The organism is Paenarthrobacter sp. AMU7 (assembly GCF_041200195.1).
In the GTDB taxonomy this organism is placed as follows: domain Bacteria; phylum Actinomycetota; class Actinomycetes; order Actinomycetales; family Micrococcaceae; genus Arthrobacter.
The window spans coordinates 39,363-63,051 of the sequence record NZ_CP165735.1; the positions used below are offsets into that span (position 1 = coordinate 39,363).

General features: G+C 59.4%; 16 protein-coding genes and 1 pseudogene. 9 read left to right on the plus strand and 8 right to left on the minus strand.

What is annotated here, in order from left to right:
* Positions 1-4: 4 nt before the first annotated feature.
* The 5 genes from ABQM86_RS00190 to ABQM86_RS00210 all read right to left on the minus strand — a co-directional run bounded on the left by ABQM86_RS00190 (position 5) and on the right by ABQM86_RS00210 (position 10,518).
* Positions 5-532: a hypothetical protein gene (locus tag ABQM86_RS00190; RefSeq protein ID WP_369745608.1), complete on the minus strand. Its 528-nt coding sequence runs from the start codon at positions 530-532 to the stop codon at positions 5-7.
* Between the two features lie 2 nt (positions 533-534).
* Positions 535-945 carry a colicin immunity domain-containing protein gene (locus tag ABQM86_RS00195; protein ID WP_369745609.1) on the minus strand — a complete coding sequence of 137 codons (411 nt, stop codon included), beginning with the start codon at positions 943-945 and terminating at the stop codon, positions 535-537.
* A gap of 221 nt (positions 946-1,166) precedes the next feature.
* Positions 1,167-1,523, minus strand: a complete 357-nt coding sequence (locus tag ABQM86_RS00200; protein WP_369745610.1) for a hypothetical protein — start codon at positions 1,521-1,523, stop codon at positions 1,167-1,169.
* Positions 1,520-7,696, minus strand: coding sequence for a hypothetical protein (locus ABQM86_RS00205; protein WP_369745611.1), 6,177 nt, complete (start codon positions 7,694-7,696; stop codon positions 1,520-1,522). The genes ABQM86_RS00200 and ABQM86_RS00205 overlap by 4 nt, the downstream gene beginning before the upstream one ends.
* On the minus strand, positions 7,693-10,518 hold the full coding sequence (locus ABQM86_RS00210; protein WP_369745612.1) for a LamG-like jellyroll fold domain-containing protein: 2,826 nt from the start codon (positions 10,516-10,518) through the stop codon (positions 7,693-7,695). The genes ABQM86_RS00205 and ABQM86_RS00210 overlap by 4 nt, the downstream gene beginning before the upstream one ends.
* 657 nt (positions 10,519-11,175) lie before the next feature.
* Between ABQM86_RS00210 and ABQM86_RS00215 the strand changes: the two genes are divergently transcribed.
* The 6 genes and pseudogenes from ABQM86_RS00215 to ABQM86_RS00240 all read left to right on the plus strand — a co-directional run bounded on the left by ABQM86_RS00215 (position 11,176) and on the right by ABQM86_RS00240 (position 18,034).
* Positions 11,176-11,856: a hypothetical protein gene (locus tag ABQM86_RS00215; RefSeq protein WP_369745613.1), complete on the plus strand. Its 681-nt coding sequence runs from the start codon at positions 11,176-11,178 to the stop codon at positions 11,854-11,856.
* A gap of 199 nt (positions 11,857-12,055) precedes the next feature.
* Complete coding sequence (locus ABQM86_RS00220) at positions 12,056-12,832, plus strand: DUF1883 domain-containing protein (RefSeq protein ID WP_369745614.1); 777 nt, start codon at positions 12,056-12,058, stop codon at positions 12,830-12,832.
* A 641-nt stretch (positions 12,833-13,473) separates the two neighbouring features.
* Positions 13,474-14,559 (plus strand): annotated as a pseudogene (locus ABQM86_RS00225) (DDE-type integrase/transposase/recombinase); the annotation flags it as partial.
* Between the two features lie 43 nt (positions 14,560-14,602).
* On the plus strand, positions 14,603-15,826 hold the full coding sequence (locus tag ABQM86_RS00230; RefSeq protein ID WP_369745615.1) for a hypothetical protein: 1,224 nt from the start codon (positions 14,603-14,605) through the stop codon (positions 15,824-15,826).
* A gap of 73 nt (positions 15,827-15,899) precedes the next feature.
* Complete coding sequence (locus ABQM86_RS00235) at positions 15,900-17,099, plus strand: hypothetical protein (RefSeq protein WP_369745616.1); 1,200 nt, start codon at positions 15,900-15,902, stop codon at positions 17,097-17,099.
* Between the two features lie 356 nt (positions 17,100-17,455).
* Positions 17,456-18,034: a recombinase family protein gene (locus tag ABQM86_RS00240; protein WP_369745617.1), complete on the plus strand. Its 579-nt coding sequence runs from the start codon at positions 17,456-17,458 to the stop codon at positions 18,032-18,034.
* A 299-nt stretch (positions 18,035-18,333) separates the two neighbouring features.
* On the opposite strand, the gene ABQM86_RS00245 is transcribed toward ABQM86_RS00240, so the two are convergent.
* The 3 genes from ABQM86_RS00245 to ABQM86_RS00255 all read right to left on the minus strand — a co-directional run bounded on the left by ABQM86_RS00245 (position 18,334) and on the right by ABQM86_RS00255 (position 21,545).
* Positions 18,334-19,506: a hypothetical protein gene (locus ABQM86_RS00245; RefSeq protein WP_369745618.1), complete on the minus strand. Its 1,173-nt coding sequence runs from the start codon at positions 19,504-19,506 to the stop codon at positions 18,334-18,336.
* A 410-nt stretch (positions 19,507-19,916) separates the two neighbouring features.
* Positions 19,917-21,071 (minus strand): hypothetical protein, encoded by a 1,155-nt coding sequence (locus ABQM86_RS00250; RefSeq protein WP_369745619.1) that lies wholly within the window; start codon positions 21,069-21,071, stop codon positions 19,917-19,919.
* Positions 21,072-21,137: 66 nt separating this feature from the next.
* Entirely contained in the window at positions 21,138-21,545 is a 408-nt protein-coding gene (locus tag ABQM86_RS00255) for a putative toxin (protein WP_369745620.1), read from the minus strand.
* 190 nt (positions 21,546-21,735) lie between these two features.
* Here ABQM86_RS00255 and ABQM86_RS00260 point away from each other — a divergent pair, with 190 nt between their 5' ends.
* The 3 genes from ABQM86_RS00260 to ABQM86_RS00270 all read left to right on the plus strand — a co-directional run bounded on the left by ABQM86_RS00260 (position 21,736) and on the right by ABQM86_RS00270 (position 23,683).
* Entirely contained in the window at positions 21,736-22,029 is a 294-nt protein-coding gene (locus tag ABQM86_RS00260) for a hypothetical protein (RefSeq protein WP_369745621.1), read from the plus strand.
* Between the two features lie 308 nt (positions 22,030-22,337).
* Positions 22,338-22,826 carry a hypothetical protein gene (locus ABQM86_RS00265; RefSeq protein ID WP_369745622.1) on the plus strand — a complete coding sequence of 163 codons (489 nt, stop codon included), beginning with the start codon at positions 22,338-22,340 and terminating at the stop codon, positions 22,824-22,826.
* A 14-nt stretch (positions 22,827-22,840) separates the two neighbouring features.
* Positions 22,841-23,683 carry a zeta toxin family protein gene (locus ABQM86_RS00270; protein ID WP_369745623.1) on the plus strand — a complete coding sequence of 281 codons (843 nt, stop codon included), beginning with the start codon at positions 22,841-22,843 and terminating at the stop codon, positions 23,681-23,683.
* Positions 23,684-23,689 lie beyond the last annotated feature (6 nt).

The following is a 23,689-nucleotide window of genomic DNA, read 5'->3' on the forward strand; positions in this document are numbered from 1 at the left end:
TCGTCTACAGTGAGGCGAAGCCGCGAAGGAAGCTGGCATGAACTGTTCGGAATGGAGATTCCCATCCAGCAATTTCTGCGCCGATCTTTGTTCGATCCGTCTCGGTATAGTCGGGCGGTGCTTCCGAAAGGCCCGGGACATCTATTGCGAAGAAAGCTGCACTCTCGGCTTCGAGTTTGAGTTGAGCTCCGGGTGCTGGCCACATACCGAGTTCCAGGCTGAAGAGCCCTCGCTCTAGGTGCGGATGGGATCCATCTACAGTCCAGGCTGTTAGGTCCGTGATGCTCCGGCCTGACCAGGATAGTTCAGTGACTCCGTGGGCGACGAGGACCCCAGTGTTGGTATCGCGAAGTTGCAGGGCTACACGAAGCTCGAACAGCAGCCCTACAGTTTGCGACAGGGCGTCAAATCGAATGTCCAGTAGCTGAGCTTCTTGGAGCGCGTTAGCCTCGGTCAAAGGGTCCATCTCCGGGCGTGAAGCCTCACGATGCAGGAAGGGGCCGGTCAGCAAAAGTTCGTTGATCTTCCCCATGTCTAGAGGTCACTCACCCTTGGGCTGGAATGTAGGCAAGAGGTGGCATTTGGGATTGTGTCTCTTTCCCCGGGGATGGTTTCGTGGTCGGATGTGTCAGACGCCGGCATAACTTTTCCGAGTTCTCCAAGTGCCAATGTGGCCCTGCTTGTCAGCTCTTTCTCATCGACGTCGTTGTCACGTAGCGCCGGATCACGGTTGTAGCCATCGACCGTATAGAACAACTGATCGAGAATCTCATAGATTTCCTCGGACCACTTAGTGCGGTCGCCCTTGTACAGAGGGAGAAACAGAGCTTCAAATTCGTCTGCAGTTACGCGGCCATCGACCAGCAACCGCAGCAACACCGCATATTGGGCGACGCTGCTGTCCCAAGTCCACCACCACGGTGTGTCCGATTCAAAGGCTGTCACGATTGACCAAGTCCTCCAGTTTTTCCGGACGTCACTTTCACCCAACTGCTACGGTCAACCACATTCTCGGAGTGGCCTAGTGGCATCGTCCATCCACCAATTCAGCTCCACCTGTTGCCACGGTCTTGCCTGAGCCCCGTGTTCACGGAGCCCAGGCAATGCAGCTTCATAGCGTCTGTGGACGGTGCCTCATTCCCGCATAGAGTTCGAGCGAGCGATCGCTACGCCGAATCATCGTCCTTCGCGGCCGCATGCTCACGAGCGATCATCCTGCCGTGGGGCGTTAGCCTCAACCAAAAACCATCTCCCATCGGTTGCCAGTCCAGAGCATCTAGCTCCATCTCCGACCGAATAACCCACGTTTCCGATGGAGGTGCCCAATCCTCAAAACCCGTCTCTCCCAGGTCTCCGGGCACCATAAGCTCCTCAGAGTAGAGGCGGTGAAGGACATTCAGGGCCACGCGTTTCGTGTCAGGGGTAATCGTGCCGCTCGTGCACACCCACACCACGTTTTGCAGTGACACCCAGTCCACGAGTCCATCGTCAAGTAGCTCGTCGATCATTTCACGCTCGCTCAATACGGCACACCTTCCCCAAGATGCACAGTACGTGGCTTTCCAGTCACTGGGAAGATATCGATTGTCGGGCCGCCAGTGTCGGAACTGGTCCTATACTGGATCCTCCCGCCATCTGGTAAGCGATAGGCATCTGGGATCTTTGGACCCCGCATATCCAGACGTTCAGCGCCCACTGTCCACGACTTGAACGCTTCCTTTAACTCGTCCACCGAACCGACCACGCGAACGTGAGAATTTTTCCCTGGAGCGAGCGATCGGAACGAATCCAATACTTGCTCGGTGCTTCTAACGGGACCGACGGTCTTTGCAGATTTCGCTGCGGCAATTGCCGCAGCTTCGGTCGCCTCTTTAACCGCACCCTTCGCAGCGGCTTTCGCGGGTACCGAACCTAGCTTCCCGATCATTCCGAACGGTTGGGAGGTGAGGAAGTCATCTAGGTTCTTCATGCTTTTTTCGAACCTGAGGGCCTCCTGTAGCTGGCCCTCATAGTCATCCCCAGCGGAGGGCACGTAGATAAACTTGGACGTACCGTTCAAGCCGCCGCCGATGTGCTGTACAGACCCACCAGATTTATGCGTGACCTTGGGCGCGAGCGTTGACAACCACTGTTCCCACCAGGGGCGTTGGGGCTGTTGCCTCATGTACCAGGGTTCTTGGACGACCTGCGTTCCGTCGTTGTATTGGCCGTTGCCTTTGTAGGAATAGGTGCCCTTGCGGTCATCATCGCAGTCACAGGTGGGTTTGAGGCCACTGGGGTCCGAGGTGTTGATGACGTTGCCGAAGGAGTAGGTGTAGGGGGTGAACCCGCGTTGATCTTCGGTGTTAAGGATCGGATCTGGTGTGATGAAGATGCCTGTGACGGGATCCATTTCTCGTGCACCGAGGTGTGTGAGGGCACTGGCTGTGTCGTCGAGTCCGGAGATGTAGCCGTTGGTGGCACCGAACCCTGCGGGGTTCGCTGCGTTGGACCCGACACCGGAAGTGCCGGCCGCGGCTGCGGCATAGGTGTTGTTGGCTGTGGCTGTTGCGTTGGCACGTCGGGTTAGCCCGAGGGGATCGGTGTAGCGGGTGAGGGTGGTGATCGGTCCTGCACCTGCTGTGGGCAGCGTCAAGGTTTGCGCGGTGTTGACCGTATCCCCGATGACGAAGATCAGTTTCGTCCCGGATGTTGTGGCGGTCCGTTGTGCAACCGTTTTGCCTGCGAAGGTGTAGGTGCAGGTCGCGGTCTTCACGTTGGTGGTGCTGGTGTGTGCGGTGACCGAACCGATGGAGATGGTGGTTCCGGTCCCGTCTTTGATTCCCACGAGAGCGCCGGCTGCGTCGTAGAATCTTTCCCCGGTGACAGCGGCGACGGCTGGAGTGACCGATGGCGGTGTACCTGTGCCGGCGTTGGGGTTGGGGTTCGCGGGGATGGTGCTGGCCCCTGCGCTGGTGGCCAGGCGCCCGTCTGGCGTGTAGGTCAGGGTCTGGGCTGACCTGTTGGTCATTTTTCCGGTTGCGTCCCAGGTGAAGTTCTGGGTCGAGGCGGTCCCGCCCGTGGGGGCCGTGTCGATTTTCTGGACCCTGTGCGGCCCGACTGCACCGGCAGCGGGGTAGGTGTAGGTCTCCTTGACGGCCAGGGCGCCGGTGTTGTTGAAGCGTCTGACTTCGGCGCGGTCACCGGCTGCGGTGTACTTGTAGGTTTGCGCGTACGCGGCTGGCCCGCCGAGGCCGGTGACGCTGGCGGCGTCAACGGCTGGGACGGTTGAGCAGTTCGTGGTTGTTGTGGGGGCGGGTGTCCACACTGCGGCCAGGCGTGATGCGTGGTCGTAGCTGTAGCACTGGTAGTCCGACGGGTTGGTCGGGCGACTGCTGAAGGCTAGCTCCCTTGAGGCTATCTTCCCGGACGGGGTGTAGGTGTACTCCACTTTCCCCAAGTCGGAAGCGACGTTGCGGGTGTTGTTCGTGGACCACTGGTCAGTGAGCCGTCCGGTGGTGGCATCCCATGTGAAATTGACCTGGTTCCGGCCTGTGGTGTTGGCTGTGCCGCCGACGGTGTTGTTGTTGTCGTATTGGGCGTACTGGGACATTTGGCCCAGGTGGTTGAACTGGGTGTCCCCGACGAAGGTGTCCCAGTTGTCGTTGAACACCGAGGTCTGAATATCAAAGGTGTTGTAGACGTAGGTCAGGTTTTCGGCCGGCATCTGCCCGATGGCAGGTCGGCTTTCCTGTTCGATCTGACCCGTTGAGGTGTAGCTGCGGGTGGTGGTGTACGTCGGTGCTGTGGCATCCAACGCGGCGGGCAGTTGCACCGAAACCGTGCCGGGCTGATAGGCGGCGTTGTAGCCGGTCACTGTCGTGGTGACGATCTGGTTCAGGGCTGCACCGTTGTAGCGCTTGCTGGTGCTGAGCTGGCCCTTCTTGTTCCCGTCATACGTATAGGCCTCAAGCGTCTGGGCAGCGGTTCCGGTTCCGAGGGTCTTCTTCAGAACCCGGTCCAGATCATCGTAGACATAGCCGAAGACCGTGTTGGCAGCGTCCGTTGTGCTGGATTGACGGCCTGCCGCGTCGTACGTCGTGCTGCGGGCTCCGGAGTCCGGATCGACAGCAGAGATTTCTCGTCCGGCGGCGTCGAAGGTCCAGGACCAGTCATTGCCGACCGTGTCCGTCATGCCGGTCAGCCGGTCGAGCGCGTCGTAGCTGTAGGTGGAAGTGTCTGCTGTTCCCGTCGCGGTGGGACCGTGGAACAGCTTCCGGGTGAGCACCTTGCCGCTCATGTTGTTCACGGTGGTGGTGGCAGCTTCGCTGCCGGGTCCGGTGATGGTGGTCGTGTCGGCGCCGGCGTAGCTCATCTGCGTGGACCACAGCAGCACATTGTCGTTGGCCATGGCCTTGACTGCTGTAGGACGCTTGGCCCCGTCGTAGAAGTACGTGGTGCTGGAGGGCACGGCCAGGGACGGGATTTTCAGAACACCGTCGGGGTTCGGGGAGAGGTAGTAATCATTGTTCGTCTTGGATTTGTCTCCGCGGGAGTTGTACCAGGTGTCGGTGGCGATGGTACCGCCGCCGGGGGACATTTTTTGTGTTTGGCGGACGCGTCCGAGCCCGTCGTAGAGGGTGTAGGTGGAGGTGGGTGCTTCGTCGCTGGAGAGTTTGGTGACTTTCACCCACGACGGCGCGTTTTGGGAGATCGAGTAGCTGGTTTCAATGCCGGGGGTGGGGTTGCTGGCCTGGGGGCGCAGCGGACTCCATTCCCCGGTGACTCGTCCCGAGGCGTCGTAGCGGTAGCTGGTCAGGTTCTGGTTTATGTCGCTCTCAACCAGAACCTGGCCGCGCATCGAATCCAGGGTGGTTGTCTTGACCCAGTTCCTGGTGGTGTTGGTGATGGTCACCGTGGTCGGCAGGCCGGCCGCCGGTGTGTAGGCGGTTGTCGTGGTCCGGGGTGTCCCGGTGGAGTTGTCGGTGGACGTGGTGGGTCGGCCGTGGGCGTCGTATCCGATGGTCGGTCCCAGTTTCCACACGCTGACAGCCGTGCCGCTGGTGGTCGTAGCAGCGTCATTGCGGGCGATGTTGCCCTTGGTCGGGGCTACGTACCCGGTGGTTCCGGGGTCCGCTGAGGTGGAACCGTCATAGAGGGCACGGGTGGCGGTCAGCAGGTTCCCGGTGGTGGAGCAGCTGCCGGCGAAGGTTTTCACCGTCGCGGTCAGGGAGAGCAGGTTCGCTGCAGTGTTATCCGCATAGGTGGTCGTGACGCAGGTTTCATCACCTGCGACCAGGTCCTCGCCTTGGTCGCTGACCGAAATCGGCCGTCCCAGAGCGTCGTTCGTGGTGGTGACCAGGTTCTTGCGCGGCGTCGCCGACGTGCTGGTGGCCTGAAGGGTTTTCACCCATGCGGTGCCGATGTGCCTGGCTTGGATACTGCCCAGGGCTGCGGTAGAGGTCGCGGTTGGATCGGAAGCCCACGGCGCAGTGATGGTTGTACCCAGCCGCGTGCCGCCGTCACCGACGAAGGTCTCCTTCTCGATTTCCTGTCCGGCAAACCAATGTGAGTCCGTGTAGACGGTTCCGTCCGAGGCTGTCACGGAGACCGCGTGGACCCCGCCGGTGGTGTTGGACGGTGTTCCGTTCAACCCGCGTAGGTAGGTGGTGACGGTGGTGGGTTTGGGCGCGGCGTTGCCGACACTGACCTTCACCTTGGACCAACCCGCCAGCACGGACCAGGTCAGCTGGGATGCTCCGGTGCCGGCGACGTATTTGGGGCCGGCGTACTTCCATGCCGGGTTGCCTTCGTAGATGTAGTTGGTGACGGTGTCGGAGGTGCCATTGGTCCCGGGGCCGGCGTTGGTGACGACTGTCTTCACGGGGTAGATATGGAAGAAGTCCTGTCGGGGATCTTGGACGATCGGGGTGGTGGGTGTCCACCACTGCGGGAAGCAGCGCTTGGTGTTGTTTTCCGGGACGATGTCGCCGACGCCATCCTTGTCGGCTTCTTCAATGGTGCACTGCTGGTCCTCGTAGGTCACCGTCGTGGTGGCACCGGTGGAGGCTTTGATGAACATAAGGCGGCCACGGTTCAACGGGGCAAGTCCGTCGACGGTCCAGACCCGGTTTTGCAGGGTGTCGCCGACAAACATGATGGGTGGATCCGTGATCCACGAGGTGCCGGGGGCTGTGCTGGTCCTGTTCGTTCCCTGGTGGATGACTTGCTGGAGCCACAGGGCCGGTTTGGTGCCGTCCCCGGGGTCGGGCATGGACTGGAAGAAGGTCCAGTAGTCCAGATCGCCGTATCCTGCAGGGTTCACTGACAGGGCCTGGCTGATGACCGTGACCAGGCGCTGGTCGGTGAAGAACGTCGGTGACTGCATGGCGCAGGCCGTTGACGTCGAGGTACATGCGTACTTGCTCAGGTCAGGGACGTCGGTGCCGTAAGTGCAGTCCACGCTGGTGCAGCGGCCGGTATAGCCGAAGGTCACGTGCAAGGGGGCTTGGGTGGAGAGTTCGGTGCCGGCACGCATGCCGTAATCCACCCGTTCCAGACGGCTGGCACGATGGTAGGCCTTCAGCGTGCCAGACCCGCCCTGAGACTTGTAGAAGTTCGTGTCCTGCTTATAGAAGTAGCCCTGGGAGTTGCCGTTCGGGTCCACGACGTAGTCAAGATTCCAGGCATAGGCCTGCATACAGGACGAACTGCCAAACCCGGCACTGTTGTAGCAAGGCTGGCCCGGGCGCCCATAGACCGGGACAATGTCGGCGGAGTTGTTTTCCTTGCCGGGCGACCAGCCCGGAATGCGGTTCACGCCGAACCAGTACTGGGTGCCGCTGGTGTCGGTGATTTTCCAGTAGCCGCCATCGAAGGTGCCATTGGCCGCTCCGGTGAGGTACTCAAGTTTGGTGTTGTCATCGTTTTGGAGCTTGAAGCGTTTCTCCGCGGGCTGGGTGGGGTCCATGATGATTTCCCCGGACCGGCCGCCGAAGGAAATCGAGAAGGACTGTCCCTCTTTGTTTCCGCAGAGGTCGTAGGAAGTCGTGACGCCTTGGTCGTTGCAGGAACCAAATTTTTGCCGAATGGTCCCGGTCCCGGAGAGTGCCCAGCCGTCGCCTACTACCGAGGCCTGGTTGTTGGTGGCGCTGGTGAGGCCATCGACCCGGGAGGAGTCGTAGGAGATTCCCAGTTCCGGTGTCGGTCCGGCCGGTGCCTGCCGCAGCGAGAACGGGTAGCTGTAGGTGAACCCGCCGGTCTGGCCCTTTACGCCCCAGGAACCTGAGGCCGTGCCGGGGATTTTCGCGAAGTCTCCGGCGCCTTTGTCGTTCGCCGGAGCGGGTGCCATCGGTGCAGGCCCCAGACGCACAGGGGAGGATCCCGTATCGCTGAATGTTCCTTCGGGGGTGCTGCTGGTGGTGTTGGTAGTGCTTGGTTCCGTGGGAACCGAGGCCGGGGTTCCGCTACCGAAACGCATGGTCTTGACCCCGTCGGCGGACTCTCCGACCACGACGGACGCAGGCTCGCTGGTGCCAGACTCGGTCGTGGGCTGAAAGTCAGCGGCGGGCACGGGCTTGATTTCCTGGGCGCTGTCGGACGAGTTCCAAGGCGCGACGATATAAATGAACCCGGCACCGGAGGCGATGACAGCTGCAGCGAGCAGTCCGGTCAGCCCGGCTTGGGACTTCCGGGTCATCTTTTTGTGGCGGCTCATTTGAGCAGTCCTCTCGTGGTCCCGTACTGGGTCTGGATCGTCCCGAAGGAGGCTTCGCTAAGCACGCGTTGGGTCATGACAGGCCGATAGATTTGCCCGGCGAACCCTTGGCCCAACCGGACGGGCTGGGTGGCGTCCGTGCCGACATGGGTCGCATTCGGGGACGCGGCGATGGTCCAGTCGCCGACCTGGTTCGCGTTGGCTGTGGTGATCCGCAGCTGGGCGTTGATGTTGTCATAAACGGCCGTGACGTACGTCCATTGACCGGCGGCAAGCTGTGCGGTGCTCACCCTTTCTTCGATCCCGGTGCTTAGCCGTGATCCCAGGTGATAGGTTCCCCCGTCGAACCGCAGTGCAGCTGCGATCGTGGATGAGTTGGCCAACTGGCTGATCAGCGGTTGAAGTCCGGTGGTGGTTTTTGGGCAGACCCATGCTGCAACACTGAAGCCATCGCCGGGGTCGATTGCCCGCCGCACGGTGGATCCCGCTTTGGCCTTGGTGTCCGCGTAGGTGCCGGTGGTGGGGAAGTTTAGGACATCAGCGGTCGTTCCCGCGTTGATCGGCTTACCGTCAGCGCACTGACTGGTGGTGATGTCCTTTGCGGGGATCCATTCCGCCCCGCTGAGTTCCAGTTCCAGGAAATCAGTCTGAGTGTTCGGCAATGTCTGCAGGGCCGGGACGGAGAATTTCACATGCGCCGGGGCGCCCTTGATAGGCATGGCGATGTTGCCGGCATCATCGAAGGCCCACACTGTCAACGAGGTGTACTCATCCAGGGCTGTAATGGTGATCGTGGTGTCTTGCCCATAGCCAGGGCACACTACGACAAACTCGCGTACTCGGGTGTGGGAGCAGTTCAGCAGATCGGCCGGATAGATGGCCGCGGCTGTCCCTTCCTGGATCGCGAAGATGTACCCGTCCGCTTTGTTGGCCGCGTCGGTGCTGGAGAGCTTGAAACTGAACAGTGTCTCGCCGATCACACCATTCGGGTAGCTGGGAACGGTAGCTTGAGGCGCGGTAATCGGCGTAATTTTGGGCGTCGAAGGGGCCGTGGTGTCGACCGTGAAATCGACAGCCATGAGTGGCGACGTTAACCCCCACTTATCCTTTGCAATCGCCCGTAGTGTGTAGGAGCCATCGGCTAGCGCAGGGGAGTCCTGCCACGTCACGTTGGCACCACCTGGGCTGACGCCGGAAAAGTTTCCGTCGGCTCCCTGCCATACACCGTTCTTCCACACCGACATCTGAACGGTGAGGGTCCCGCCGTCATAGCTGTCGGGGTCACTGGCCTGGACCGTGAAGCTCGGGGTTTTGTCCCGGGTGTAGATTCTTGACCCATCGGTCCAAGGAGTGCCGAACCAGCGGCCGTCGGAGATGGATTGGAACACCGGGATGTTCGGTGCCACGTTGTGGGTGACGGTGATGTCTGCGGTGTTTTGGAATTTCTTCCATCCCAGCGGGTCGGATTCGTTCCCGGCGGCGAGCATGACGTTCCACTTCGTTTTGTTCAGCAAAATGGACTTGGCAGCCATCAGGTCGAAGCCGACCGAACCGGCAGGGCACGCGGTGCTGTAACCCTTGGCAACGGCGCCCATGTCGGTCTGCATGATCAGGCCAGGCTGGACGTTCCACGTTGTGCCAGGCCCGATGTCTCCGGTCACCCAGGAGGCGACGTTCGCCGGGGTGCACGATGATGACCAGGTTTCCACGGTGTTCAACCGGGCAGCCAGGATGTCTTTGCCCACAATGTAGGAAGTGTCGAACTGGAAATAGGATCGGGCCAAGTGAGTCCGGCCATCAGGGGCCCAATAGGTCGGCAGATACCCCACATGCATCCGGCCGTCGGTGAGGTTCCCGTTCCAATAGGACGTGCCCGGGTAGGCAGTATCAACGAATACGTAGGAAGGCTGCTTGAAAGTCCAGTCAGGGTCGACATACACAGGGAACGTCAGCCCGGCGGTGTCCAGGATCTCGTCCATGCCGAAGACTTGGGCCTGCTTGCCGGCCTCTGAACGGAGACTCAGTTCAAAAGGACGGGAGACGCCTTGTCCGCCAGGATCAGTGGCCGTGGCGCCCTGCGCGGAGGAATCCCACCACAGCCCACCGGTGTTGTGCAGCTCCACATCACCGGAATCGGTGCCCTTGCCGGTCAGTTCCCCATCAGCCCCTTGGGCCACGACAAGGTTCTCCGAATCCAGGAAGATCCGCATCTCAGCCACACGGGGATCCCTGGCCGCTTCAGCCGTTTCAATCTTCAGAACCTGGGAGATACCGGCCTTGTGTACGAGCTGGATCAAATCCACACCCGGCAGCACCTGACGGTACGTCGCTGAGTTACCCTCCACCACCGGTACGGGAAGAGTGCCGAAAGGCCATGACTGCGTGATCGAGTGGCCCTTCTTGTCATCCAGGCTCGCGATCTCACTTGTACCGCCCTTGCCGACAGTGATGTCGACCGGGACGTTTTCGGGCTTCAGGACCGAGACGCCGTCAACGGTTGCATGCACCAAATCCGTCGAGATATCAGTCCAGCCCTCGCCGGTCTTCATCCGCACCGGCTCGTTGCTGATCGTCGTGGACAACGTGCCGTCCGGGTGCGCCGTGGTCTTTGACGTTGGGCTCGTCGCCGCATCAACTACTACGTCCTGGGCTGTCGCAGTTGCTTCTGCAACAGCCGATGCCTCCGACTTAGGAGCATCAACAGCGGGTGTGGAAGGTTCGGTGTCCGCATTAGCGGCCGGCACGGCAAGGCCAATGGACAACAGGCCCAGGCTCAGCACCGGTACGCAGGCACGGCGGAAAAGGGCAGAAGAGAATCGCACTGCATGACTCCTTGGAGTAAGAACACTCGACAAAGGGATGCAGTAGACGCAGTCTCGAACCCCCAATTTCGACTAGCGAGAGCAGACTATCCTGGAGTTGAGGGAAAATCCAAGAAATGTCCAGTCAACACACAGAAAAGTGTGATTTGTGACGAAGGCCATTCATGGATAGAAAGTCCCTGGTCTGTGATCGTGCGACAAAGGCGGCTCGCTTAGGTGATCGCACAGGGGTCGCCAAGCCGAACGGCTCTCCTGCGGGTGCCCCATTGACCTCGCCAAATCCCGCCGGGGAACAGGCCGGCTCGCTTGCCTACCCTGCCAGCCCTTCGACCGTGCAATCTGCAGATCCTGTCCGCCAGGCCACGCTATTAGGGCTGAGCCGAGGCTCACCGGACAGAAGCCCATCATCGCAAGACGCGACAACCCAGGGGCGGGCATCCAGGAACCTGGCATGAGATTAGGAGCTTTGTAAAACCGGAAGCACTGCTCGGACGCCTCGGCTCAGTGGGCGTCCTCTGGAAACCGATTCCCTGGAACGTTGCAGCTGGATTCGAGACTTCTGACCCGGCGCATCGTAAAGTGAGCAAGAAAAACAGACGATCAACAATCACGGCTGGGGCTCTGAATCGTTGCGTCGAAAGTGTGTGAGGGGCTCCCATGACGATTGCACCTGATTCAACTGACGGCAAGAAGCTCACGGGGTGGAAGAGGCACTGGAAGGCTCTGGGGGGCCTGAGTTTCTTAGCTGTGGTTATCGCGACGATTACCCTCCTTCAGGCATTCACAGACTTCACCCTTGATGATCTCTTGCCGAAGAATCCGCCGACTGTAGCTTCTGCGAGTCAAGGCCCGTCCCAACAGGCGTCTGATGGCACGTCCCCTTCTCCGGCTGGGACGGGTACGCCCAGCACGACGCCCTCCCGACCAACTTCACCTCCATCGACGCCACCGGCCGCCATTCCAGCGGACATCCTGTCGTCAATAGTCGTGAAGTCTGAGCTGGGCCTAACTACCTATTGGAAGGTCATAGGACAAAAGGAAAACCTATATCAGATGGTCGGCGGATTCGGCCAGATCCAGGTTGCGTATGGGTGGTCAGGCCGACGCGCGGACGGCACAGAAATTAGGAGCAACGATTGTCAGATTGCCGTGACCATATCAGGCCCACAATCGATTCCGACAGAGCTATACGGCCAGTGCACCAACCTTGAAACCCGCTGGGCTAGAGCCAGCGAGAACCTACTTAGAATCACGACCCCGGGGACGTACGAAGTGAAGGTTGAGGACAAAGACAGTGGGGCGGTAGGTAGCAGCAGCTTCACCGTTCTTGCCGAATAGATGGCCCCGAGCCGCGGTCCTGTGGGTTTGCTTGTCCCGAGCTCCAGCGTCGCACCTATGATTCACGGGACCGAGCCCATCCCAGACTCCGTAACCACATTTAGGAGGGTGAGTGCGTGGACGAGAAATGTCGGAGGGATGTGATTTGCTCATCGGACGGTCTGCCAGCTGGGCACGGCCTTCAATCTAAGGAACAGGCATGGCTGGTCTACCTTTCACTAAGTACCATTTCACGCGGCTGGACAAGGGAGCAACGGTTGTTGTCACCCTAAGCAGGGGCGCCAATGTTCGACTCATGGATAGCTCTAACTTCAATGCCTACAAAGCCGGGCGAAACCATCGATATGTTGGCGGTCTGGTAAATAGGTCACCGTTCCGTATCTTGGTTCCCCGGTCAGGAAGCTGGTACCTCACTATTGACCAAATGGGATTAAAGGGCGGCACTCTGCGTTCTTCAGTTAGTGTGGAGCCCCCTGCGCTGCCGGTAGCCAGGACTTCTGCGCCCCAGTCGCTCTCCAACATCCGTCATGAGCGTCCTCCTGTTGTTCCCGACGATGTAGGCGAGACATGGGATGTCTTTGTTTCCCATGCTTCTGAGGATAAGGAGGCTGTGGCGGAGCCTCTCGCGAACGCTCTTCGCGAGCACGGGCTCCGGGTATGGCTGGATAAAACGGAACTTCGGATAGGGGACAGTCTTCGCCGGAAAATTGACTATGGACTGGCTCATAGCTCTTTTGGCGTGGTAGTGCTATCAAAATCATTCTTTGCCAAGGGATGGCCTCAGTATGAACTGGATGGAATCATTGGGATGAACGTGAACGGTGATCAGCGGATGCTTCCGATCTGGCATGAAATTTCCCGGGACGACATAGCCAAGGTCTCCCCATCACTGGTTGACAAAATCGCTAGGAACACAGCCATCCATACGATCGCCGAAATTTCAGGTGAGATAGCTGAGGTCGTAAAAGAGGGATGACTCTCTTCTACATTTGTGCGCTGGCTCAATAGAGCAAAACCCCTGACGTCATGAGACTTCTCCCTGAATAGGCTCGAGCATGGTAACAAGCAGTCGGACCATGGCCCGTTAGACGGCAAGGCTTTACATCGTGGCTGCTGTAGTACTCATCAGACTTCTTACATGTCCGTAGGTGGGAAGGTTCCTTCGTCAAAGTGCTGCTGAAATCTAGAGTTGCTAAGAACAGTTCAACAGACGGGAAAGCCTGTGAGTGATCTTCGCCTCTGCCCCATTTGCGCAGTCGAAACACCACCGCACGGCTATCGTCCTCGAATGAGGTCATTTGGTGCTGGCGGTGATCATGGCGAGCTGCCGGCAGATCAGCCCTCCCACGCCAGCCGCATCGGGCTATACCGCTGTCCCGCCGGCCATGAATTCTCCGAGGAAGTTCCAATTTTCTAACCAGACTCTGCTTGGGCCTGGCTGGGTATGAAAACGGCGGTTTCCGAGCAAAAGACATTAGTGTCATGTTCAGAAGCTGACTGCGCAAACACTCCTGTGGTCAGGGAGTTGTGCAGTTGACTTGTGAGCACTGGCTGACCGGTACTCCTCTGCACTAAGGTCGCTTTTGTTCGATACTCCTGTTCCCAAAGGAGGCAGACATGGACGCAGATCCACTTCGCATTGCTGCCCGAGGGCAGCTGACCATGTCGGATGCGGCGTGGGAACAGGCTAAGAGTCGGACTGCAGTGATTGGGTCATTGGCGGCGCGGGGCGCAATCGGGATTGCCGCCGCAGACAGGGCCGCGGTGGAGCTTGGTATTTCCCGCAGGCAGGTTTACGCGCTCCTGAACAGGTACCGCCACGGTTCTGGTCTTGTCACCGACCTTGCGGTTCGCCGTTCAACCGGCGGAAAGGGCGGGAACGGGCTGCCTGAGCCGGTTGAGGAAATCATTCGTGATCTGATCCGCAGACGGTTTTTGACAAGACAGAGACGAAGCGTGGCTGCGCTCCACCGAGAGATTACCCGCGCCTGTGCAGCGCGGGGATTGAAGGCCCCGACCAGAAACACAGTGGCCAGGCGCATCTCGATGCTCAACCCGGTTGTCGTCGGCCGGCGCAGGGAAGGCGCGGAGGCTGTGAGGCCGCTGCAGTCTGCCGGTGGTGACGTGCCGGTGATCGGCTCGATCTTGGAGCAGGTGCAGATTGATCACACGGTTATTGATGTGATCGTGGTGGATGAGCGCGAGCGTCTATCGATTGGCCGCCCGTATTTGACGGTTGCGATCGATGTTCACAGCCGAACGATTTTGGGCATGGTCGTGACGTTGGAACCGCCGTCGGCGGTGTCCGCGGGGTTGTGCCTTGCCCATGCTGCCGGTGACAAACGACCGTGGCTCGAACGGCTCGGTGTGGAGGCGGATTGGCCGATGAGCGGCAAGCCGAGGTCGCTGTACCTGGATAACGCCGCGGAGTTCAAAAGCGAGGCGTTGCGGCGCGGGTGTGAGCAGCACGGGATCCGTTTGTCCTATCGGCCACCGGGGCGACCTCACTATGGCGGCATTGTTGAGCGCGTGATCGGCACGGCGATGCGCCGGATTCACGAACTTCCCGGAACTACTTTCTCGAACCCAGCGGAGCGCGGCCGCTATGACTCTGAGAAGATGGCTGCGCTGACGCTGCCGGAGTTGGAAAAGTGGTTGGTGCTTGCGGTCGCCGCGTATCACGGCAGCGTGCACGGCACCTTGGGTCACGTTTTGATGGAGGAGCGAACACATCTAGCCTGTGGTCATGTCATATGACCTTGCCGTGTACCTGCCCAAGGCCTTGGACGTCGAAACCCTGACCGCTCTCGTGGATGCTTCGCCAGGTTTGCAGCTGGAGGAAAGCGCCGGCGGAAGCGCTGCTGGCCCCCAGAATTGGCACATCTTGCGGGGCAAGAAAGCTGCGTATTGCTTTACCCTGGAAGGCTCGTACCTGGTCGAGCCCGAAGACGTGCCGCATGAGGTCACGGCCGCCGTCCTGGGTGCCCGCGTCATGTACAGCATCATGGTTGAAGGCAGTAATGCAGCGTCCATCCCGCACGCTGTCCGGTTCGCCAAGCGCCTGGCCAAGGAAGCCAACGGAGCAGCGCAGGACCTGCAGACCGAAGAGATCTGGCCCAAGACCAGCAACCGCGCGGCAGCCAGGCCTGAACGCGACACCATGATCGACATCGTGGAAGTCCGCTGGTACCACCTCATGGACGAGGTCCGGGACGACCTCCCGCAGCGGTATCTGGACCTGGCCCGCCAGTATCTACCGGAGGCTCTGCCGAAGCGGTTCGGCAGCTACGAGCCGCTGCAAGGCAACCTGGCACGGGACGGCGACGAGGCGTTCGTGAAGTTCTTCGCTGAGGACAAGGACGTCTTCGCTGTCGGGACCTTCCCCACCGCCGGTATCTACTTCACCGGCATCTTCGGCGGTCACATGAACCAAGACCGACCGATCAGGGAGGGCGATGTCCAAGCCGTCTCGCTCAAGATTCACCGGGTTGCGTTGGAGGATCCTCGGTGGCAGGAAGCTCTGGAGCGCTTCTTCGTTGCCATGGCCATTGAGCTTCGCAGCTTCTATGCCGCCGCTGAAGTCGACTCGGGATGGGGATGGAACGGTCGCTCATTGTGGTGCTACGCCTCCAAGCCAAGCCTCTACTACCAGAAGGAAGCTTGGGGACGGTGGTTGGGACTCAGCCCCCACCCGGTCTGGATGGCCTGGTTCTCGTCCTTGTACTCCGGCCTTGTCCGCCCGCACCTTCAAGGCGCGGTTCAGGAGTATCCGGAGGGTTTCGTGCATCGGTTTGGGGATGAGCCGCTTGGCCGGGAAGAGATCATTGAGCGCTGGCCTACGGCGGCCGAGTGGGTACCTACCGAGCTCACGGGCGAGGTCGGACAGCCTGAGAGCCGGTTCGCGGATGTCATGCCCGAACGGCTCACCCAGATGCTTGTCCCGCCCCCGCTAAAGCCCGACCGGACATAGGAACATATAGAAGTAGCTGCCAGCAGCATCGGTCGCTTTCGGCCCGCCCACCCTACCGATCAGAGGACCTCATTTGTCTTATGACCTGACGCTCTACTGTCCTGGTTCCCCCACCGTTGATCAGGTGTGGTTGCTCGTGGGAAATACCCGTGGACTGCATGCCGATCCAGAGAATTCCGATGACAGTGGCGTGCTGGTCCTTCGCGGGGTCAAGCGGGGCTACAGCTTCACCGTGGACGGGCCGTTCCCGGTCGAAGCCGAGGACGTCCCGGACGAGATCACCACGGTCCTGCCTGAGGCCGCCACGATGTTCCAGATCCTCGTTGAAGGCACCCAGGAAGCCGAGATCCCGCATTGTGTCCGCTTCGCACGGAAGCTAGCCAAAGCCTGCCACGGGGTAGTCATGGATGAACAGACCTCGGAGATATGGCCGCAACCCAAGAAGAAAAAGGAACAACCACCACGGACGGAACCACAAAAGGAATATAAGGACGTCTGGATGAGCTGGTTGCTCCTCCAAGACGACCTCCCGTCAGACTACCTGGAGGGCTATCTCCGGATAGCCCGGGAGCTTCTTCCCGAAGCCGTCCCGGTGCGTTTCGGCAAGTACGAACCCCTTCAGTTTCGGTTCGATTCGAGCGGTGAAAAAGGCTTCATCGATGAGTTTTACAACGACGAATCCAATGGCTGGGACATCTACTACAAGAACCCACCACCGGTCAGGTACGGCAGCATAGAGGCCCAGGAACTTGGCTGGGGTATCCCGTTCACCCGAATCACTTTGGTCGTGGACGGACATGCTCTCGCCGAAGATGCGCTCAGGAGCGCACTCCGCCGGTTCTTCCTTGCGGTGGCCACCGAGCTCGGCGCGGTCTATGCATCTGCCGAAATGGTACGCGGGCAAGACATGCAGCGCCGTCCGTTCTTTCGGCTTCCACCTGATCAGTGGGTAGGATTCCCGCCCTACCCACTCTGGTGGATTTGGGCCGGCCCCCGGCTTGCGCCCGAGATAGGGCAATTCCTCGGGCCCGAGGCTTCCGAACACTCCGGTGGCCTTTTCCGCGCTTTCAGCGACCAACCCCTCGACCGCCGTGAACTTGCCGAAGAGCTCGGGGTTCAGAACCTACCGTGGATCCCTGCCGAATACTCCGCAACCTACTCCGACCAACAGATGGCACCACTCGGTGTCGCGTCCGTGATCCCTGAGATCCTCCGCAACCGCGAACCACTGGACCTACCACCCGGCATCTACAACCCACCGAGGAAACCCTGAACTACGAGGCCCTATAGGGCAGGCTAACCGGCTGCAGAAACTCAGAAATCACACGCTCGGCTAAACCCTTGCGGACAGCGTATGCGCCAGACAGCGCTGCCAAAACACCGCCATTTATCGCTAAACTCCACAGCAAGACCCGCACGGAGAAATGCACGATGACGGGGGGATAACAGCAACCTGTCGCTCCCTGAGTTCATCTCATCAATGGATCCTTTGATAAGAACTGCGTGCTGTGTTTTCGTCGACGATTTTGGTTCGCGGGCTTCCGGCCTGCCGCCTGTCCCAACAATGTGTCTCACTAAGGTATTCTCAATATCACCCGTATTTGTCCTTTGATGAGACCCGGAGAAGCGATGGCACGCCTTGGATATGCCCGAGTCAGTCTGGCTGACCAAAACACTGATTTGCAGATCCGCGAACTGGAAGCAGCTGGGTGCGAGCGAATCTATAAAGACCAAGGGATCAGCGGGACTAGGGTGAGCCGTCCAGAGTTGGACCGGATGCTGGACCGTCTCGGTCTAGGGGATGAAGTCGTGGTGTGGAAGCTGGACCGGCTGGGACGCAACACCCGCCACCTACTCGAGCTCTTGGATGAATTCAAGGCGCGAGGCATCAAGTTCCGTTCCCTGAGGGATGGCATCGCCACTGACCCGGCCAGCGAAATCGGGGGAGCGATGGCCCAGGCCATGGTCACCATCATTTCCGCGTTCGCCCAGCTCGAACGAGACCAACTCTCCGAACGCACCAAGGCCGGCATGGCCGCCGCAGCTGCCAACGGAAGGAGCGCTGGACGCCGGGAGATCACTGCAGACCACGAGAAGGTCAAGAGGGCGCATGAACTGAAGGCTCGCGGGCTCAAACCGGCGGACATCGGAAAGCTCATAGGAGCCAGCCGAGCCACCGTCTACCGCTATCTGGCCATGGACTCCTGAGCCACGGAGGTAGCTGTCCCGGCAGTCGTCTCTGTGACGCTGTCCACGGCAGGAGAACCGGGCCAACATCCGGGACGGAAATGTTACGCGGAGGCCAGTTGATGGCACACAGAAATCGTCGCCACACGGTCGTTCCGGCGGATCTTCCGGTTCCAAGGATCACCATCGGTGTTCCTCCCTTCGGAGGGAGGAACGCGCCTTCGCTAAATGGTTAGCCGTCTAGGAACAAATCTCCCGTACCCGAGCCTTGGATCCCTGATTGGGTACTTATCGGGGACGGCGCTGGACCGCTGCCGAGTTCATGATGCTAACCGCTGGGGTACATTGGAAGCTACCGCCATGATGTGGCCATGCTCATTGTACGTCGGACTAAATTCGGCAGGAATCCATGGCTTCTGAGGGTCTCCGAGTAAGAGCTGGATGGCGTCGCGATCTAGGGGTTTTTCGTCCCATGCGTGGAAGATGCCGTTCTCATACTTCTCAATTCGACTGGTCAGGTGCGGCAGTGCGAGCTCGGAGTAGATGTCCGAATACCAAGTCCACCACTGCGGATAATTCGCAAGCCCGGACCACTTACCTAAATCCTGCAGCCTACCGGGCGATTCACTCTCCCATCGACTACTCACAGTCTTGCCATTATAGACGAAGCCGCGAATAACCTCAGCGGACGAGAAGAAACTATGGGTTTCTCGCGCGAAGTGAACGAAGAAGCGATGCAGGTTCTCCAGCCACCCAGGATTCGTCTGCAGCACGGAGCAATCCATGGTTAGTCCGACGCTGCTCACGTCGCCTCGGGTGTTGTAATCGATGCCGAGAATGAAACCCAAGCCTACCGGGTAGGTTCCGTAGAACTGGAGCATGCCGTTAGGTTCTTCTCTCAACATCCTTGCCACCCCCTCTGCGCCGTCTCGTTCAAAGTTGCCTGCGAACGGTTCGTAGGTTCCGAAGCGCCGGGGGAGCGCTTCGGGCAGATACTTCCTAGCCAATCTGCAGTAGATCTCGGGGATATCAATAGGCGCTTCGTTGACTAAGTAATACCACTCAATCTGGACCGCCCGGACCTGGGTGTTCTTTGCGGGTTTGGACGGTGTTCTAAGGGACTTCCGTGGCCAAATGTCACCAGTCTGGATGTCATAGGCAGCGCCCGTGGTTGCCTCTGCGAGCTTCTTTGAGAAACGTACAGCTGAGGGGATCGATGTTCGATCGCTTCCTTCTACGGCTACTTGGTAGAGAAACTTCGGCGCTAGGATCACCGCCGTAATCTCCTCTGGGATGTCCTCATCTTCCAAGGGGAATGGACCATCGAGGGTGAAGCAATACTGGGACTTCTTCCCACGTACTATGACCAACTGCCCGGGATCCATACCCTGAGCGGTGGGACGCTTGACGTCCAAACCAGCTGAGCGGAGCAGTTCAGCAAGGCCCTCTTGGCCGAGGGGTGCAGAGGAATATACCGTTAGGTCATACGACACGAACTTTTCCAATCACTCGACGGCGATCAGCCATATGGCTTGCTGGGGATCCCATCGTAAGGTCCAAAACTAAGGGATGGTCGCTGGAATATCCTTGTGTAGTTGCAGTATGCCTGCATGGAAACCTGTGGTGATCGTTGCGCGGGCTGACGCTCGAATGGCACGTCGAACCACCGTGGCGGGAGAGCCCGAGAGTGGAGAAGCCGAGCCGTTCCCGGAAGAGGCTCCACTCACTCCACTTCAAGGAGACCTGGAAGGAGCGGCATCACGCTTCCTCGACACGCGAACCCGAGTGGGCGATGACCACAGATACAACAGCGAACGCCTGTTATGAGAAGGTCATCTGCTGTGGTCGCCTGGGGCGCGGGCCATATCGAAAGCAGCACGACTTGTGACTCATGCCTGCTCACCTACGCATATTCCGGAGGTATCACAGCTGCATGTTGCGAAGAATCGCCACCCTGCATTGAAAATTCAACTGGAATCCATGGAGACCCGCGGTCCGGAAGCATACTTCGGAGATAGTCGCGGTCCATAGGTGCTTCATGCCAGGAGTGAAACAGCGAACCGTCCGGATTAACAGCGGCACCGGACAAATGGGGCTGCACAAGGTCGGCGTAAGGCTGGTCATACCATGACCACCACACTGGATAGCTGGGAAGTCCCAGCCATCGTCCAAAACTGAGCGGAAAATCGAAATCCTCATACATATTGAAAGATGTAATGCCGCGACGCGTCAGCCCTGGTCTTAGTACTTCTGCCGAAGCATAAAAACACCTGAGCTCAGACGCTATTGCTTTAAAGAGGTGCTGCAAATCCGCCCTCCACATGGGATCCTCGACGGCCGTTCGGTCGACACTCAATGAGATGTCCCGCACTCGACCAGGGAACTGCAACCTTCCTGTGAACGTCCCACCCTTGACAGGAAACCGGCCCGACAGGTGAGTTTGATACTTCTCATCCCTAGCTAGGGAATCGACGAAACCGGCGTCGCCGTCGCGTTCAAGGTTTCCTTGCAGCGGTTCGTAGCTCCCATAACGCCGGGGCAGTGCTTCCGGAAAGAATTGTCTCGAGAGCTTGAGGTAACGGGCCGCGAGGTCGTCGGGGGCTTCGTCCAAGATGTAAAACCAACGCAGCTTTACTTCATCAACTAAACCTTGCGATTTTGGACGTGGCATCCGGCGTTGGCTCGTCTTTGGCCACGCTTCGCCCGTTTGCTCATCGATGAGGACCCCCTTAGATGCTTTTGTGAGTTTCCTCGAGACCTTATCCGCATCGGTGAAGGTCTCGTCGGTACTCCCCTCAAGATGAACCTGGTAAAGCCACTTAGCTCCGAGAACGCGTGCAGTCACCTCGGACGGTATGTCTTCCTTCTCAACAGCGAACGGGCCGTCCACCGTAAATTCGGGGGGCCGCCCGGGGCCTTTGCTAACGTGCACTAGCCCCGCACCGTGTTCAATCACGCCTGACAGCGTAGGATCCAGCTTTGGAACCGAGCGCACTAAAGCCGCGACCTCATCTGGGCCTATACGGGTCGTGCTGTAGATGGAGAGTGCAACCGACATGTGTTCGAGTATTCCTTAGTATGGTCACCGGCTCTCACATTCAGGAAGCCGGTACTGCGGTACCGTTCAAAGTGTGTCAGGCAGATAGTCAAGCTTGAAGGTCTTCCCATCAATTGCTGCCTGCAGGGGCCCCGAGAGGTAAGTGTTACGCCGCACGTACAAGGTGTAGACGCCACCTTGAGCGTTGATAGCCGCACGCGTTTCTCTGAGTTGTCTGGTAAGGGACAACTTGGCAACATTCTTATATTCGTCGCCATTTAGGCCCGTTGTGTTGTCGGGAAGGTAGTAGCGAAGGTTGTTCCCTTGGGCGTCTTTAAACCAAATCTTAGTCTTAGGTTTGTTATAGGAGCCCATTACGTACTCCGCCCACTGGCCTACGTAAGCCTTGCCAGCTTCAGGGTGGAATAGCCCCGGGTTTTTGAATGGCACAGGACAGTAGTTGAACGAGCCCATCGGCAGGGCCGTCGGCTGCACGCCGTAGGTTCTGTTCCGACGGGTTTTACTCAGTCGCTTTCTTGCCACAGAGGCCGCACTCTGAAGGTGTTCCGGTTCCAAGGAAGTGGGACGCCTAGCGAGTGTCTCTGCGAGGTTGGAAGATATTCCAGTTGTTAGCGCGCACATCCAGGCGCACACTAGCGCTAATCACTCGTGGAGGGGCGGGGACATGGATGCGTCCGGGGTTGCACAGTTGCTCGATGGCGGGGACGTCGGGTCTGATGCGAACCCGCCTGGAGGCAGATCTTTGGGAACGTTCGAATTTGGCCGGCTCCTTGCAGCCATGCAGTCCCTGCCGGTGCAGTGGCAGGTTGCCTTGTGGCAAGTGGAGGTCCTGGGGCGAGCTCATGAGGAGGCCGCCCCGTTCACCGGCGTTCATGCTGGCTTGGTTCCCGAGGTGACGTCCCGGGCGGGGGATGTTTTACGCCAGGCGTACGAGCGCGAGGCTGCTGCGCATACGTAGGACCTTTGGTGTCTTGGGGCCAGGTTTAGGGGTGGCGGTTCGCTTGGATGTCTCATGTCTGTCGCTCGCCCACCCCTGGGCGCCAGGAACGGTGTCAGCCGTGGCCGGAGCCCGCGCGGGCAGGTGATCTTAACTGGGGTTAACTGCCTGCGCAAGAAGACTAACCGGGCCGTCTTCGGAACGTGGCGAGGGACCTGGCGTTCCGCTCCCAGGAAAGTGGGACACAACCACTTGCATCTCCACGCTTGCGAGCTCATATAAGGTCGCTAATACCCTCTGATAAGCTTTCTTATATAGGAGGTGTGGATATGACGATTACTCAACCAGGCCACGCCATAGACCTGGCTCGGCGCGCGTTGGCGCGTGAAGATTTGGGCCGTTTGGATTACTTCAGGGCGTTGCAGGATGCCGTGCAAAGCGGCCTTCCGCAGCGGGATATAGCGAGGGCTCTGCAGATCACTCAGTCTGCGGTGAGTCAGGCGCTGACGAGGGCTGCGTCCCGGGGGGTGAAGGCGATCCCGGAAGGGTTTAGCGGAGCTAGCCCCTATGAAATTGCGGAGCGGTACGCTGCCGGTGACATCGATCGCGACGAGATGGTTCGCCAACTTTCTGCATGGCCATACGTGAAGGCCCCTGACCACGCGGACCAGTTGGCCAGGGAATGGAAGGCCATTCTTCCCCCGAATCCTCCTGGCACATTTGACGAGGTTGGGGAGGCCTTCGATAAAGGGTTGATTGACGGGGACGCGTACGACACCATCTTGGACGCGGCGGAGGACGCTCCGGACTCGCTGTGACTACGCTGTAATGCGTGACTACTAACGCCCAGGCTTCCGAGCACCGCGCCCACCTGGAAGAACTGTGTGCCGAGGGTGGGCCGCTGACGGCTCATTCCCGGCACGCGACAACGCAAAATCCGGAATGGTTTAACGTCAGGCGGCAGCAGCCACGCCAAGAGCGACGTGCCCTGCACAACGAGATCCTGGCTGCTTTTGTGGCGTCGAAACCGGAAGTGCTGAGGAACAGGAAAGCGATCGTTCTTGCGGGGCCTCCAGGCGTCGGGAAGTCTACTGCGCAGAGTGCTCTCATTGCCCAAACCCGGACGCGCCCGGACCAATGGTTGTCAATCAACCCTGACGACTTCAAAGACGACTTGCTGATGCAGGCTCTCGCGGACGGTAGCTATGAGAGCTACATGGTTCCCGATGAGGTACGAGAGCTGGAATCAAAAGGGGAAGAATTTTACCCCCGCGAACTGGCTGCTTTGGTCCACAATGAATCCTCCATCCTGGCGAAGAAGGCGATTCGGGATGCCATTGGCCGAGGGGACAACATTGTCATTGATGGCACGTTGTCGGGGGAAAAGAACGCTCGTGCGCAGATGGATGTTCTGCAGGCTGCTGGTTACGACGTGAAGGTGGCCGATGTGGAGACCACCCAGGCATTGAGCGAGGCCCGAACCCTTGGTCGGTGGGAACGCGGTTACCTTGCCGCCGAGAACGGCACGGCCGTAGGTCGTGACGCCGAGCTGGGAGGCCGCTGGGTCCCGCTGTCCTTCCCGGCATCGCTCTTCGCAGCAGCAGATGACAGAGAGTCGATCTGTGCAGCCAAATCCTTTCTTTCTGAATCGGACAGGTGCTCCTCTCCGCTATGAGGTTGA